Here is a 13,721-nt window from a genome sequence, read left to right on the forward strand (position 1 = left end):
TCCGATCTATTTTTTTACTCCTAACAGATAACTGATGATGGCCATTCGGGTATAGACACCGTTTTCGGTCTGGTTGAAATAGTAGGCTTTGGGATTCGAATCCACATCCATGGCGATTTCATTCACTCTCGGCAGCGGATGCAGAATGCGCATGTTGGGCTTGGTGTTCTCCAGCATACTGTTGTGCAGTACGTAAACGTTCTTGACCCGCTCGTATTCCATCGGGTCCGTAAAGCGTTCGCGTTGCACGCGGGTCATGTAAACGATGTCGGCCTTGTCGATCGCCTCGTCTATTTCGCGTTTTTCCTCGAACGGCAGGCCTTTTTCTTTCAGGAACAGTTTGTATTCGTCGGGCATTTGCAGCTCGGGCGGAGCTACGAAGGTGAATTTCGTGTTGAAATGCGAAAGGGCCTGAAGCAGCGAATGTACGGTGCGGCCGTATTTCAAGTCGCCGATCATCATGATGTTGATTCCGTCCAAGCCTCCCTGGGTCTTCTTGATGGAATAGAGATCGAGCAGGGTCTGTGAAGGATGCTGATTGGCTCCGTCTCCGGCATTTACCACCGGAACTTTCGAAATTTCGCTGGCGTAACGCGGTGCCCCCTCCAGACTGTGCCGCATGACGATCATGTCGCAGTAATTGGAAATCGTGGTGATCGTATCGTGGAAGGTTTCGCCTTTCGATACGCTTGTGTTGGCCGTGTCTGAAAAGCCGATAACCCTGGCACCCAGTCTGTTGATGGCGCTTTCGAAACTGAGCCGTGTGCGGGTGGACGGCTCGAAGAACAGCGAAGCGATCACTTTCCCCTCCAGTAGAGGCTGGTAGGGATTGGCTTCGAATTCTGCCGCCAGTTCCGTGATACGGATAATCTCTTCCTTGGAGAAATCCGTGATGGAAATAAGGTTCTTCTTTCCCATGATCCTTTTTCGTATCTTGTAATAAGTTATCTCCTACTTATACCCGAGGTGCTCAATCGAGGCATCTTCACATTTTTCCAACCGGGCGAGCAACTCCTCTTCCCTGCTCTGCCGGATGGCGAGCCGGATCGTGCAGACGTTGTCGAATTTCTGTGCGATCACCTTCGGCTGTATCTCCTTTATCGTTTTCATGATGTCATTCATTGCCAGATAGGAGAAATGGACTTCCAGTCGGGCATCTACCGTCCTTTGTTCGATTTGTGCGGCTTCCAATACGGCTACGGCCGATTCACGGTAGGCCGCGATCAATCCCGGCACACCCAATTTCGTCCCTCCGAAATAGCGGACCACTACGACCAGCAGATCGGTCACCTCTTTCGAAAGCATCTGTCCCAGAATCGGTTTTCCCGCTGTCCCCGAAGGTTCGCCGTCATCGTTGGCTCTGAATAGAGCCCCTTTAGGTCCGATCCGCCACGCGTAACAGTGGTGGGTGGCATCGTAATGACGCTTCCGCAGAGCATCCAGCAGACGTTTGATCTCGTCTTCCTCTTCGATGGGGTAAGCGTAAGCCAGAAAACGGCTTCCCCTCTCTCTGAGAACTGCTTCGGCTGGTGCGACGATCGTACGGTAACTGTCTTCCTCCAATGTGAATGAACTTAAAGGTTATTTGATTCCCCTGAACATTCTGCTCCATCGTATCTTGGATGGAAAACTCTTGTCCTTGTCCAGCGACAGCCATACGAACGAGGCCTTGCCGACGATATGGTCTTCGGGCACGAAACCCCAGAAGCGGGAGTCAGCCGAATTGTGCCGGTTGTCTCCCATCATGAAGTAGTAGTCCATCTTGAAAGTGTACCGGTCGGCCGGACGGCCGTTGATATAGATTGTCCCTTCCCTGACATCGAGTTCGTTCCCTTCGTATGTTTCGATAATTGTCCGGTAGAACGGCAGCGTTCGGAGGTTGAGTTCCACAGAACTTCCTTTGCTTGGAATCCACAGAGGTCCGAAATTGTCTTCATTCCACCGGTAGAGCGTATCGTGAGGGAATACGGACGGATTGGGTTCTTCCGCGATGTATTGTTCTACGTCCGTCACGTTGCGCATTTTCCGTACCCGGTCCAGATTTTCGGCCGTGAGCGGAATCATGTAGGTCTGGGTGTATTGGTTGTAGGAAATATCGTCTACCGCCACGCCCATATCTTCGAACGTGTTTTTATTGATCGGAGTGCCGTTGGTCTGGATGAAATACATATACTGCATCTTCGGAATTTCCGGAAGCGGTTTCCCGTTGACCGTCAGATGCGAATTTATGATACGGATCGTATCCCCCGGAATACCTACGCAGCGCTTGATGTAGTTCTCCCGCTTGTCTACCGGACGGGCGATGACGGTGTACTGTTTGTTCAGCATCTCTCTACCCTCTCGGTCCCCGTAGGTGGCCTGGTATTCGCGCAATACATCGTAATAGGTGGCGGACTGGTTCTCCAGCAGGACGGTGTCTCCGGCCGGGAAGTTGAAGACCACCACGTCGCCCCGTTTTACATTTCCCCACCCTTTGAGCCGGTGGTAAGGCCACTGGATCAGTGTGGAAAATGATTTTTTAGTCTGCGAAAAAGGCATGGTATGATGTACGAACGGGAACGAAAGCGGCGTATTGGGTATTTTGGGGCCGTATGCCACTTTGCTGACACAGAGATAGTCTCCCACGAGCAGTGTCTTCTCCATGGAGGAGGTGGGGATCACGTACATTTCGAAGAAAAAGATACGGATCAGCGTAGCGACCACTGTGGCGAAAATGATGGCTTCCACCCATTCCATCGACTTTTTGTAGGTGCGGCTCCTCGCCTTTTTCGCTTTGTGCTTGCTCCACACCAGCCTGTACATGATTTTTGAAATGTAGATGTCGTAGATGACCGGAATGCCGAGCAGTAACCACAGGTTGCCTGTCCATACTACGAACCACAATATATAAAGCAGGGAAACCACGCTGAATTTGACCCAGCGGTTTCCCCAGAACTTTTTCAGTTTGCTCCAGAAATCCTTCATTATAAATCCAGTAAATCGTTCATTGAGAACACTCCCGTCTTGTTTTGGATGAATTCGGCCGCCAGTACGGCACCCACGGCAAAGCCTCTGCGGCTTTTGGCATTATGCGAAAGGGTGATCACGTCTGCTTCCGATTCGTAAGTCACCGTATGGATACCCGGTACCACGCTGCGGCGTATGGACTGTACCTCGAGTTCGTCGGGGACGGTCGTCATGCCGTTGACCCATTTTTTCTTGCGGGCGAGATGCGAAACGATGCCATCGGCCAGCGTAATGGCCGTACCGCTGGGAGCGTCTTTCTTCTGGGTGTGGTGTACCTCTTCCAGCGTAACGTCGTATTCGGGAAAACGGTCCATCATCCGTGCCAGTATCTCGTTGAGCCGGAATGTGAGGTTGACCCCGATGCTGTAATTCGAAGCATAGAAAAAGGTACCTTTCCGCTCCTCGCAGAACCGTTTGACTTCGTCGTACCGATCGAGCCAAGCCGTCGTTCCGCACACCACGGGTGTGCCGCATTCGAGGCAGGTCATGATATTGGTGAAGGCGGTCTGAGGTGTCGAAAACTCGATGGCCACATCCGCCCGTTTCAGATGTTCGGCATCGAGCTCCGAAGCGTTGTCCCGATCCACGATCAACACTACCCGGTGCCCCCGCTCGGAAAGGACCTTTTCAATCTCCTTCCCCATCTTGCCGTATCCTATGAGTGCTACATTCATGCGTCTTGTTCTATTTAACGGCAAATATAGTGCTTTACCCGCTCTTTTTAAAGAATTGTACTGTAAATTACTTTTTTTAAATAATTTTAATATTTTTGTGTCATGCGAAACCTGAAACTTCTCTATGCGTTATTTTCTGGAACTTTCCTACAAAGGCACTGCCTATAACGGCTGGCAGCGGCAGCCCGATGCCCCTTCGGTGCAGCAGACTGTCGAAACGGCTCTTTCCACCCTGTTGCGGACTTCCGTGGGAATCGTCGGCGCAGGACGTACGGATACGGGGGTGCATGCCGCCTATTATGTGGCCCATTTCGACACGGTGTCCGAAATAGAGGATACGGCTCGGTTTTGCTACCACCTGAATGCCCTGATGCCTGCGGATATCGCAGCGGGTACCGTTACGCGTGTGGCTGACGGAGCCCATGCCCGTTTCGATGCTCTTCAGCGTGAATACTTCTATCGTATCGTTCCGTTCAAAGATCCGTTCCGAACGGAGACGGCGTGGCTGTATTCCGTGCCGTTGGACGTGGAGCGGATGAATGAGGCGGCCGCGTTGTTGATGCATTACGAGGATTTTACCACGTTCAGTAAACTGCATTCGAATAACCGTACCTCTATTTGTCGGATATTCGGTGCCGAGTGGGCCGGGCGCGGCGACGAACTCGTATTCACGATCCGGGCCGACCGTTTTCTGCGCAACATGGTCCGTTCGATCGTGGGGACGCTGGTGGATGTGGGGCGCGGAAAACTGACCGTGGAATCGTTCGGCGACGCAGTGGAGAGCCGTGACCGTTCGCGGGCTTCCGGTTCCGCTCCGGCACAAGGGCTTTTCCTTTCGGATGTGCTTTATCCGGAGGAGATATTTCGCAGAACCCGAAGACAATGATTAACCAATATAAATTCACAAGACAAGATGATCTATAAAATTCAGGAAGAGTTCCAAAAACGTTTCGGCGAAGGCGCCGTTTGCTATGCTTCGCCCGGTCGGGTGAATCTGATCGGTGATCATACGGATTACAATCTGGGTTTCGTACTGCCCGGTGCGATCGACAAAGCGATCTACGTGGCGATTCGCCCTGTGGAAGGAACGGTCTGCCGGCTCTATTCGATGGATTACGGCGAGTCGCTCGAACTTGATATGACCGGTTCCCTGCCGGAGAAACTGTGGGCACGGTTCATCTACGGTGTAGTGCAGGAGATGAAAAAACGAGGTGCCGAAGTCGGAGCCTTCGAATGTGTGTTCGGCGGTGATGTGCCTTTGGGGGCAGGGCTCTCCTCTTCGGCTGCGTTGGAGAGCGTTTTCGGATACGCGCTCAACGATCTGTTCAGCCTCGGCTTTTCTAGGGCTGATCTGGCGCGGATCGGGCAGATGACCGAACACAATTATGTGGGAGTGAAATGCGGAATCATGGACGAGTTCGCTTCGCTGTTCGGACAGAGAGGTAAGGTGATCCGGCTGGATTGCCGTTCGCTGGAATACGAACTGGTGCCGTTCGAACCGGCAGGGTGCCGGGTGATGCTGGTCGATTCAATGGTGAAACACTCTCTGGCATCGTCCGAGTATAACGTCCGCAGGGAGCAGAGTGAAGCAGGCGTCGCAGTGGTGGCGAAACATGTGAAAGGCGTGGAGAGCCTGAGGGATGTGACGATGGATATGCTCGATACCTATAAGGACGAAATGGAGCCGGTCGTTTATCGGCGCTGCGCATATGTCATTCAAGAGAATCTGCGGTTGCTGGAAGGTTGCGACTTTCTGAAGCGAGGTGATTACAAGGCATTTGGACAGAAAATGTTCGGTTCCCACGAGGGGCTCAGCCGGGAGTACGAAGTGAGCTGTGCGGAACTCGATTTCATAGAGGAGATTGCCCGCAAAACGCCCGGAATGCTCGGGGCCCGGATGATGGGCGGCGGTTTCGGCGGTTGTGTGATCCATCTCGTTGAGGAACAGGCCCATGACGCCTACCTCGATGAGGTGAAATCCCGGTTTCAGGCCCGTTTCGGACAGATACCTCGTGTGATCGACGTAGTGATCGGCGACGGAGCCCGGAAATTGGCGTAATTCGGTAAGAAAATTTTGCAGCGACCGGAACACCTGTTTGATGGACATGAACAGATAGGGCTCTTTTCCGAAGCATAACCGGAAATACGGGCGGAAAGAAAATATATTTTCTTTCCGCCCGTATTGATTTATTTTGTCTTTTTGAGTGATGTTCGCCGTACGTCACCAAACATTCCTGTGGATTCTGTCTTTCACGCGGATGTTTTTTTGTTTGCAGATATGTGCGTCTGCCGCTGCGTAACCGATGGTGAGAAAACAGGTGAATTCATATTCGTCGGGGGCACCGACGAGTTGTTTCACGTATGCGGGTTCGTTGCCGATGGGGATACGGAATGCGCACGACAATCCTTCTGCAGTGGCGGCCAGCAAGATGTTTTCCACGGCAGCCCAGGCTGAAGCGAAATAGTTCAGGGAACTCTGATCTGCCGGTTGGCAGAGGGGATGGTCTTTTTGTCTGAAAAACGGCAGAATGAGGCAGTCGCTCTGCATCAGCATGCGTTGCTGTTTCGGCAGTGCATCGACGAACATGGCATATTCGTCCCGGTCCATTGTGTTTGCGGCAGCCTCGAGCCCGGTTTGCTGGATGCGGCGGGTGTTCTCTGTCACGGGGGAAATGAGCCTGGCAATGTTTTCCCGTCCTCGGATGACAATGAATTCGAACTGGCGCAAATGGTCATTGGTCGGAGCCTTGAATGCGGCCGATAATACCTTTTCTACAATCTCTTCCGATACTTTCCGGGAAGAGAAGTCGCGGATGGTCCTCCGTTTTTCCAATACTTCGTAAAAATCCATAGCTGTAAGGTTTTTATGGTGCTTTGTGTTTGTTCTCCCAGCAAAATTACCCCGATTTATTGCTGTGTATTTGTTGGTTTGTGCCGATTATTTGTCGTAAATTTGTATTTCGTATTTTTTGCAATATGACGGAAGAGGTAATCATCCCTTATGAGCTGCCTGAAACGGAGGATCATTCGTTCTTTTTCGTGAACCAGCGGATAGATGCCCGTATGGAGGCGAAGCTGCATCGACACGATGCTTGGGAATTATATTATGTGATGCACGGACACGGGACCAGAATGGCCGGAGATACGTTGCAGCCGTTTTCGGCAGGTGATGCGGTTTTGATTCCTCCCTCCATGCACCATTATTGGGAATATGCATCGGCATCGGTGGACGGGGAAGGATGCGTCCATTACCTGATGGTCGCTTTCAGCCATTCTTTCGTCGTGCAGTGCATGGAGTCTTTTCCTGAGTTACGGAACCGTTTGTCCGGTCTTTCATTTCCCGTTGAGGCATGGAAATTCGGCCCGGAAAGTTCGCGAATGATCCGCAAGGTATTACTCCGGATGAATGATGCGGACGAATTGGACCGTTTGTGTGAGATGCTTCGGTTGCTTCCGTTCATTTTCGCCTCGTCTGACCATACGGTCGCCGGCAAGCCGATATACGTCGATAAGGAAGTGAGGCGGATGCAGCAAATCTGTACGTATGTGATGGCTCATTATGTCCATGCCATTACCCTGGAGGAGATTGCGGCCGAAACCGGGATGAACCGTTCTGCGTTCTGTTCCTATTTCAAGCGGCATAAGGGCATGACTTTTTCTCAGTTTGTCACTCGATATCGTCTCAGCACCGCCTGCGAGCTGCTGAAACATTCCCGGAAACAGGTATCTGAAATATGTTTTCTTGTAGGGTTTAACGATTTGCCCCACTTCGTGCGGACGTTTACGAAAGTCGAGGGAATGTCTCCTTCAAAATATAGAAAACAGTATCGGCAAGAGGATTTGCCGTGAAATGAGGCGGTCTTCGGATATTTGTCAGTGTTGTCGAAGAGAAGACGTCCACACAGGGCGTCTTCCTTTACTGTCGGTGATTCCGCGGGCGGGATTTTACGGACGATTCTTGAAGTTGAACGAGATGGAAAGTTCCGCAGGGGCGATTTCTCCGTTTACCATGCCCGGTTTCCACTTGGGACTCAATTTTAAGACCCGGACCACCTCCTGTGTGAGTAGTTTGTGCGGGCTTTTTATCGGGGTGATCTGCCCGATGGAACCATCCGTTTCTACGACGAATGAAACGGTCACCTCCCCCTCGATGTTGCGGATGGCGCATGCCGTCGGATATTGGATTCTGTCCATTACCCATGTCCGGAAAGTTTTTAAATCCCCCTCCTTGAATTCGGGAGGAATGTTTTCCGACAGGTAGAACCCGTATTTTTTCTTGCCGGGGCGGAACAGTCCGTTTATGCACATCGTGTAATCATGTTCCTTTTTGTTGACCAGAGCCGGAGCCCAGTCGGGAGAAGTCTCGACAACCCGTTTCAATTCGGCCGATAACCGTGGATCGTCGCATTCCGAGATGTTCACGTCCGTAACGGAACCGTTCGCCCGGACGACGAATGCAATACGGCAAGGATGTATGTTTTTGTCTTTCTTCGGTATGGGAGACCGGAAGTTCTCCCCGATCCAACGGATGAAATTCGGGATGGATTGGGTGGTTATCTGAACCGTGGAGGTACGGGGAAATAGCGGCTCGGCCAGCGTGGTCACGGAGATCATGTCCGGTCGTTTCTGCGGGTCTATTTTAGGGGTCAGGTCGAGAACGATTTCCACCGAACCTTCGCAGGGGATTCCGTCCCGGGTCGCCGGCATCCATTCGGGCGAACTCCTTATGGTTTCCAGCAAAGCATCCCGGATGGCCGCATGAGGATATTGCCGGGTACGGCATCGGCTGATTTTTCCTTCCTTTGAAATGCTTATCAAGAAGGTGGCCGGGCCTGTCGTCCGGTCTTTTAACGCAACGGCGGGGAATTCGGTGCGGTCGTATACCCATCGGGTAAAATCGCCGTCGGGGAAACGGGGTGGCGTGTTTTGCCCGGATATATTCTTGGCCCGGGAACAAACAGACAGAAGCACACCCGCGAGCAGGAACCATACATGTTTTTTCATGACAAAGAAATATCGGTATTACTCCTTAAAAATAAGGTTAATACCGATATTTTCAAAATGTTTTGCGGAAAATCAGATGTGGATCGCCTCCCCGTGGGCAGCTTCGGCTGCCTCGAGGATGGCCTCACTCATGGTCGGATGCGGATGGACGGTGTTCATCAGGTTGCGGGCGGTCGTTCCCAGCATACGGGCCAATGTGGGCTCAGCGACCATTTCCGTGACATTATGGCCGACCATGTGGGCTCCCAGCAACCGGTCGCTCTGTCCGTCGAAAATCAGTTTCACGAATCCGTCCCGTTCTCCGGCAGCCGTAGCCTTGCCCGAAGCCGTGTACGGGAATTTGCCGATCCGCAGGGAGAAGCCCTGTTCTGTGGCCTGTTTTTCGGTCAGTCCTACCGAAGCCACTTCGGGAGTCGTATAGACACAGGACGGAATTGCCGACCAGTCGATCGGCTGCGGATCGAGACCGCATATCTTTTCTACGCAGCGGATCGCTTCGGCTGAGGCTACGTGGGCGAGTGCCGGAGTGGGTGTCAGGTCTCCGATCGCGTAAATTCCGGGAACGTTCGTTTGTCCGAAGGCATCGACTCGGATTTTATCCCGTTCGACCTCTATCCCGACGGTTTCCAGTCCCAGGTTTTCGATATTGGTTTTGATACCCACGGCACTCAGTACGATCTCTGCCTCCAGCGTCTCAGGGCCTTTTTTGCCTTCGATTTCGATAAGGCATTTTGTGTCCCGGTCGTTTCGTACCGATTTGACGGTCGTTCCAGTTAAGACCGTTACCCGCATTTTGCGGAAAGACCGCTCCATCTGTTTCGAAATTTCCTCGTCTTCCAAGGGCAGCAGGTTCGGCAGGTACTCGATGATGGTGACCTTGCTGCCGAGTGCGGCGTAGAATGAGGCGAATTCGCATCCGATGGCTCCGGAGCCGACGACGGCGATACTTTCCGGAATACGGTCGAGCAACAGTGCATGGCGTGAGTGAATGATCCTTTTGCCGTCGATGGGCATAAAAGGCATTTCCCGGGGCCGGGCGCCCGTAGCCAGAATGATATGGCCTGCTTCGAGCGTGGCCGTCGTGCCGTCGGAGTTGAGTATGACTTCCACCTTTCCGCTTCCGGCCAGACGTCCTTCTCCGGCGATCACTTCGATTTTGTGTTTGTTCATCAGGAATGCCACGCCGCGGCTCATGGTCTCGGCTACGGTTCGGCTGCGGGCGACCATTTTTGCCAGATCGGGTTTGGGACTACCCTCGATTTCTATGCCGAAAGCGGCCGCATGGCGGACTTCAGCGAGTACCTGGGCGCTGCGCAACAGTGCTTTGGTCGGAATGCAACCCCAGTTCAGGCACACGCCGCCCAACTCCGCCTTTTCGATTACGGCTACCTTTTTCCCTAACTGGGCGGCCCGGATGGCGGCTACATAACCGCCGGGCCCGCTTCCGATAACGATAATGTCGTATTTCATGTTCTTCCTATTTTTTGATCTCGATCTCTTTGAGCCGGTCTCCCGTGCTACCGGCTACTGCCTTTTTCCACTCGTCGTTATATCCGGGGAAATCCGGCGAGGCCGGAATATTGCGGCCGTAACCGTTGTCGAGAAACTTCCCGTTCCGTTCTTTCTTGACGTTTCCGTCCATGTATTTCACGAGCAGGTAACGATCCAGTTCCACCCATTTGTCGAACATCTCCTGTGCCGTTTTTACCGAGTAGTCGGTCAGAAGACGGATCGCGGCTTCCGGATTCGTTTTGTAGAGGGAAAGGGCTTTTGCGTCGATTTGTTGTACCTTTTTCAATTGTCCGTTTTCACGTTCGTTCACCACTTTGAGTATGTCGGCACTCATCATGTCGTATCGCAGATAGGCGAAATTCGTGACCCGGTTGAAGAGCCAGAATGCCGATGTGGGCGAATATTCGGTCATGTGGCCGTTCCCTTCGCGGAAACATTCGGGGATTTCCGTAACCGAACAGTAGATGGGAGTCAGACAAGAGGTTCCCGCATCGTCCACTCCGAACCAATAAACACCCCCGATGGGATCTGGCAGGTAGTTGCGGGCCTGTGCCATGAACCAGAATCCGGTCTGTTGTGTGGCCGTGGCCCGTTCGTTCAGATATTTCACTCCGTCCACTTCGAAGCCCATCGGCCGCCAGCGGTAAGGCAGATGATGACCGCCCGCTCCGATGTCGTAGCGCATGTCCATCGGGGTGTCCTCATAGTGGTCTCGCATGAAGTCCATGACCTCTTTGGGGGAGATACGTTTCGCCGGTTTCACCCACAGGGGCATACGGTTTTCCGGATTTTTTCCCAAAGCATAATCCAGATACCGGTCCATACCCGGCGTAATGCGACGGAACATGCTCCATACGCGGGCCTCGCAACCTCGCATACCACTGAAATCGAGCGGTGCATAGGTGTCGCAGAAACTGAAGTCGGCATCAGTACCGTTATACAGACCCGCTTCACGTGCGAAAGAGATCACATCGGGGGCGTAGAGGCAGTTTTCCGGATCGTCCTTCGGAAACTGCGTAATGCGGGCCTGATTGGCATGGGCGCAGACATATCCGTCGGGGATACGCCGGGCAACCCATACGATCCCTTTGTTGACGTTTTTACCGTTCACCATTTTGCAGCCCTTGCCGATCATCTCGAAAATCCAGGCTTCATCGGGATCTGCGATCGAGAACGATTCTCCGCTGGAGGCATAGCCGTACGTATTGGCCAGATTGACGATTACGTCGATGGCTTCCCGGGCCGTTTTCGCCCGTTGGAGGGTGATGTAGATCAGCGATCCGTAGTCCATGATGCCCGTACTGTCCTCCAATTCGGGACGTCCGCCGTAAGTGGTTTCGCCGATGATGAGCTGATGTTCGTTCATGTTGCCCACGGTCTGGTACGTGTGGGCGACCTGGGGGATTTCGCCCAGATAACGTCCGGTATCCCATTCGTATATTTTCAACGTCTCTCCGGGACGGTAGTCCCGGGCGGGTCTGTAATAGAGGGCTCCATAAAGTTGGTGCGAATCGGCGGCATATGTGACCATGACCGAACTGTCTGTCGAGGCACCCCGCGTGATAATGAAATTAGTGCACGCTTCGACCCGCGAGAGGGCCAGAGCACTCAGGGCGGCCGTGGCGATCAGGAGTTTTTTCATTTGTCGAATGGGTTTAATTGCGGTTAAACTGTCTATAACTTAACAAAAATAGGAAAATAATGTCTATTTTTACCTCCATAAATTCAATAAAATGTCTGTTCGCGAACAAATAATTGATTTACAGAAATGTCTGCCTGCGGGGGTCAAACTGGTAGCCGTTTCTAAAATGCATCCCGCTTCGGCCGTGGAGGAGGCGTACGCTGCCGGGCAGCGTATATTTGGGGAGAGCCGTCCGCAGGAGTTGTGTGCCAAGTATGAAGCACTCCCCAAGGATATCGAGTGGCACATGATCGGACATTTGCAGACCAACAAGGTCCGCAGTATCGTGCCGTTCGTGTCGCTGATCCATTCGGTCGATTCGGCCCGTCTGTTGGAGTATATCGACAGGGAGGCGGCACGGATCGGCCGTGTCGTAGACGTGTTGCTGGAGATATTCGTGGCGCAGGAAGAGACCAAGCACGGATGGGAAGAGGCCGAACTTACTGCCTATTTGCAGGAAGGAACCTGGAGGTCGTTGAAAAATGTTCGTTTCCGGGGCGTCATGGGGATTGCCTCGCTGACGGACGACCGGGAGCGGATATGTCGGGAATTTTCACGTCTGCACGCGTTGTTCGTCAGTTTGCGCGAAGAGTTTTTCGGTACGGATTTCGATACCCTGTCCATGGGGATGACGTCCGACTGGAAATTGGCGGTGGAGTGCGGCAGTAATATGGTGCGTATCGGAAGCCGGATTTTCGGCGACCGGAATTATTGACCCACCCTGCCCCGTGCCTGTCGGTCCGCGGTTCCGGATTTGGCGGTTTGAAAAAAATACGGTAAATTTATTGCATTCGAATTTGTAACCAATTTAATGTCTGTTATGATAACACTGGAAACCGATTATTTGGGATTGAAACTACGCAATCCGTTGATCGTAAGCAGTTGCAGCCTTACCTCCACGCTGCCTAAACTGAAAAGTCTGGAGGAACACGGTGCGGGTGCCGTGGTGCTCAAATCCATTTTCGAAGAGCAGATTCTGGGTGAAACGGCCATGCTGGAGCGTTACAGCGATTACCCCGAAGCGTCCGATTATTTGCACAATTATCTGAGCGACGATTATCTCCGTACCCATCTCGATCTGATTTCCCAGGCGAAATCCGAATTGTCCATTCCTGTGATCGCCAGTATCAACTGCGCTCATGTCGGAGAGTGGGTGGATTATGCCCGGCGGATGGAGGAGGCCGGAGCCGATGCCCTCGAACTGAATATTTTCATGCTGCCGCTGGATATGACCCGTAGTTCCGACGAGATCGAAAAGGCCTATCTTGAGATCGTGAATAAGGTGGTGGCAGCCGTTTCGGTTCCCGTTTCAGTCAAGTTGGGGGTTCGTTTTACAAATATTCTTTCGATCGCTCAGCAGATTTACTACCGGCATGGCAAGGGTGTGGTGATGTATAATCGCTTTTTCGAACCGGATATCGACGTGAACAATATCGCGGTCGTTTCGTCCGATCCGATGAGTTCGCCTTCCGAGTTGCGGAACAGTTTGCGGACTGTGGCTCTGTGTTCGTCCCAACTGCCTTTGTTGGATATCGCCGTTTCCACCGGGGTCTATACGGGTGAGGATGCGGTGAAGGCATTGTTGGTCGGAGCCAAAGGCGTTCAGATATGCAGTACGATCTATACGAATGGTCTGGACGTGATCCGGTCGATGGCGGACTATATCGGAAAATGGATGGAGCAGCACACCTTTTCCCGAATCGAGGATTTCCGGGGTATGCTGAGTTATAAAGGTACGGCCGATACGGAGGAGTACCAGCGGGTTCAGTATATGAAGTTTTTCCCGAAAGATCGGTAGTTTCCGTTACCTAATAACAAGGAGGGGGTGTTGTAAAAACACCCCC

General features: G+C 52.6%; 13 protein-coding genes. 5 read left to right on the plus strand and 8 right to left on the minus strand.

Annotated features, from left to right (window positions below; translation table 11 throughout):
* Nucleotides 1–6 precede the first annotated feature (6 nt).
* The 4 genes from pyrB to dapB are packed head-to-tail and all read right to left on the minus strand — an operon-like array spanning nt 7 to nt 3,680.
* Entirely contained in the window at nt 7–918 is a 912-nt protein-coding gene (gene pyrB, locus INF32_RS03295; protein ID WP_226386987.1) for an aspartate carbamoyltransferase, read from the minus strand.
* A 33-nt stretch (nt 919–951) separates the two neighbouring features.
* Nucleotides 952–1,563: an IMPACT family protein gene (locus INF32_RS03300; protein WP_226386988.1), complete on the minus strand. Its 612-nt coding sequence runs from the start codon at nt 1,561–1,563 to the stop codon at nt 952–954.
* A gap of 18 nt (nt 1,564–1,581) precedes the next feature.
* Nucleotides 1,582–2,964: a signal peptidase I gene (gene lepB, locus INF32_RS03305; protein ID WP_226386989.1), complete on the minus strand. Its 1,383-nt coding sequence runs from the start codon at nt 2,962–2,964 to the stop codon at nt 1,582–1,584.
* Nucleotides 2,964–3,680 (minus strand): 4-hydroxy-tetrahydrodipicolinate reductase, encoded by a 717-nt coding sequence (dapB, locus tag INF32_RS03310; protein ID WP_226386990.1) that lies wholly within the window; start codon nt 3,678–3,680, stop codon nt 2,964–2,966. Before dapB ends, lepB begins: the two co-directional genes overlap by 1 nt.
* A gap of 124 nt (nt 3,681–3,804) precedes the next feature.
* Here dapB and truA point away from each other — a divergent pair, with 124 nt between their 5' ends.
* Both truA and galK read left to right on the plus strand, forming a co-directional pair.
* Nucleotides 3,805–4,566 (plus strand): tRNA pseudouridine(38-40) synthase TruA, encoded by a 762-nt coding sequence (truA, locus tag INF32_RS03315; protein WP_226386991.1) that lies wholly within the window; start codon nt 3,805–3,807, stop codon nt 4,564–4,566.
* 27 nt (nt 4,567–4,593) lie between these two features.
* Nucleotides 4,594–5,739, plus strand: a complete 1,146-nt coding sequence (galK, locus tag INF32_RS03320; protein WP_226386992.1) for a galactokinase — start codon at nt 4,594–4,596, stop codon at nt 5,737–5,739.
* Nucleotides 5,740–5,901: 162 nt separating this feature from the next.
* Here galK and INF32_RS03325 read toward each other — a convergent pair whose 3' ends face one another.
* Complete coding sequence (locus tag INF32_RS03325; protein WP_226386993.1) at nt 5,902–6,531, minus strand: nitroreductase family protein; 630 nt, start codon at nt 6,529–6,531, stop codon at nt 5,902–5,904.
* A 125-nt stretch (nt 6,532–6,656) separates the two neighbouring features.
* On the opposite strand from INF32_RS03325, the gene INF32_RS03330 reads away from it, so the two are divergent.
* Nucleotides 6,657–7,529, plus strand: a complete 873-nt coding sequence (locus INF32_RS03330) for a helix-turn-helix transcriptional regulator (protein ID WP_226386994.1) — start codon at nt 6,657–6,659, stop codon at nt 7,527–7,529.
* A gap of 96 nt (nt 7,530–7,625) precedes the next feature.
* Here INF32_RS03330 and INF32_RS03335 read toward each other — a convergent pair whose 3' ends face one another.
* The 3 genes from INF32_RS03335 to INF32_RS03345 form a co-directional block, all read right to left on the minus strand.
* Entirely contained in the window at nt 7,626–8,420 is a 795-nt protein-coding gene (locus INF32_RS03335; RefSeq protein ID WP_226386995.1) for an energy transducer TonB, read from the minus strand.
* A gap of 336 nt (nt 8,421–8,756) precedes the next feature.
* Nucleotides 8,757–10,154 (minus strand): dihydrolipoyl dehydrogenase, encoded by a 1,398-nt coding sequence (gene lpdA, locus INF32_RS03340; protein WP_226386996.1) that lies wholly within the window; start codon nt 10,152–10,154, stop codon nt 8,757–8,759.
* Nucleotides 10,155–10,161: 7 nt separating this feature from the next.
* Complete coding sequence (locus tag INF32_RS03345) at nt 10,162–11,838, minus strand: dipeptidase (protein ID WP_226386997.1); 1,677 nt, start codon at nt 11,836–11,838, stop codon at nt 10,162–10,164.
* A 91-nt stretch (nt 11,839–11,929) separates the two neighbouring features.
* On the opposite strand from INF32_RS03345, the gene INF32_RS03350 reads away from it, so the two are divergent.
* A complete protein-coding gene (locus INF32_RS03350) occupies nt 11,930–12,592 on the plus strand; it encodes a YggS family pyridoxal phosphate-dependent enzyme (RefSeq protein WP_226386998.1) in 663 nt (220 codons plus the stop codon).
* 105 nt (nt 12,593–12,697) lie between these two features.
* Complete coding sequence (locus tag INF32_RS03355; RefSeq protein WP_226386999.1) at nt 12,698–13,675, plus strand: dihydroorotate dehydrogenase-like protein; 978 nt, start codon at nt 12,698–12,700, stop codon at nt 13,673–13,675.
* The last annotated feature ends 46 nt before the right edge of the window (nt 13,676–13,721 follow it).

The organism is Gallalistipes aquisgranensis (genome assembly GCF_014982715.1).
In the GTDB taxonomy this organism is placed as follows: domain Bacteria; phylum Bacteroidota; class Bacteroidia; order Bacteroidales; family Rikenellaceae; genus Gallalistipes; species Gallalistipes aquisgranensis.

Coding starts and splice junctions, on each gene's coding strand:
- INF32_RS03350 (WP_226386998.1), top strand. CDS start 11,930: ATGTCTGTTCGCGAACAAATAATTGATTTACAGAAATGTCTGCCTGCG.
- lpdA (WP_226386996.1), bottom strand. CDS start 10,154: ATGAAATACGACATTATCGTTATCGGAAGCGGGCCCGGCGGTTATGTA.
- galK (WP_226386992.1), top strand. CDS start 4,594: ATGATCTATAAAATTCAGGAAGAGTTCCAAAAACGTTTCGGCGAAGGC.
- lepB (WP_226386989.1), bottom strand. CDS start 2,964: ATGAAGGATTTCTGGAGCAAACTGAAAAAGTTCTGGGGAAACCGCTGG.
- INF32_RS03355 (WP_226386999.1), top strand. CDS start 12,698: ATGATAACACTGGAAACCGATTATTTGGGATTGAAACTACGCAATCCG.
- pyrB (WP_226386987.1), bottom strand. CDS start 918: ATGGGAAAGAAGAACCTTATTTCCATCACGGATTTCTCCAAGGAAGAG.
- INF32_RS03325 (WP_226386993.1), bottom strand. CDS start 6,531: ATGGATTTTTACGAAGTATTGGAAAAACGGAGGACCATCCGCGACTTC.
- dapB (WP_226386990.1), bottom strand. CDS start 3,680: ATGAATGTAGCACTCATAGGATACGGCAAGATGGGGAAGGAGATTGAA.
- INF32_RS03345 (WP_226386997.1), bottom strand. CDS start 11,838: ATGAAAAAACTCCTGATCGCCACGGCCGCCCTGAGTGCTCTGGCCCTC.
- INF32_RS03330 (WP_226386994.1), top strand. CDS start 6,657: ATGACGGAAGAGGTAATCATCCCTTATGAGCTGCCTGAAACGGAGGAT.
- truA (WP_226386991.1), top strand. CDS start 3,805: ATGCGTTATTTTCTGGAACTTTCCTACAAAGGCACTGCCTATAACGGC.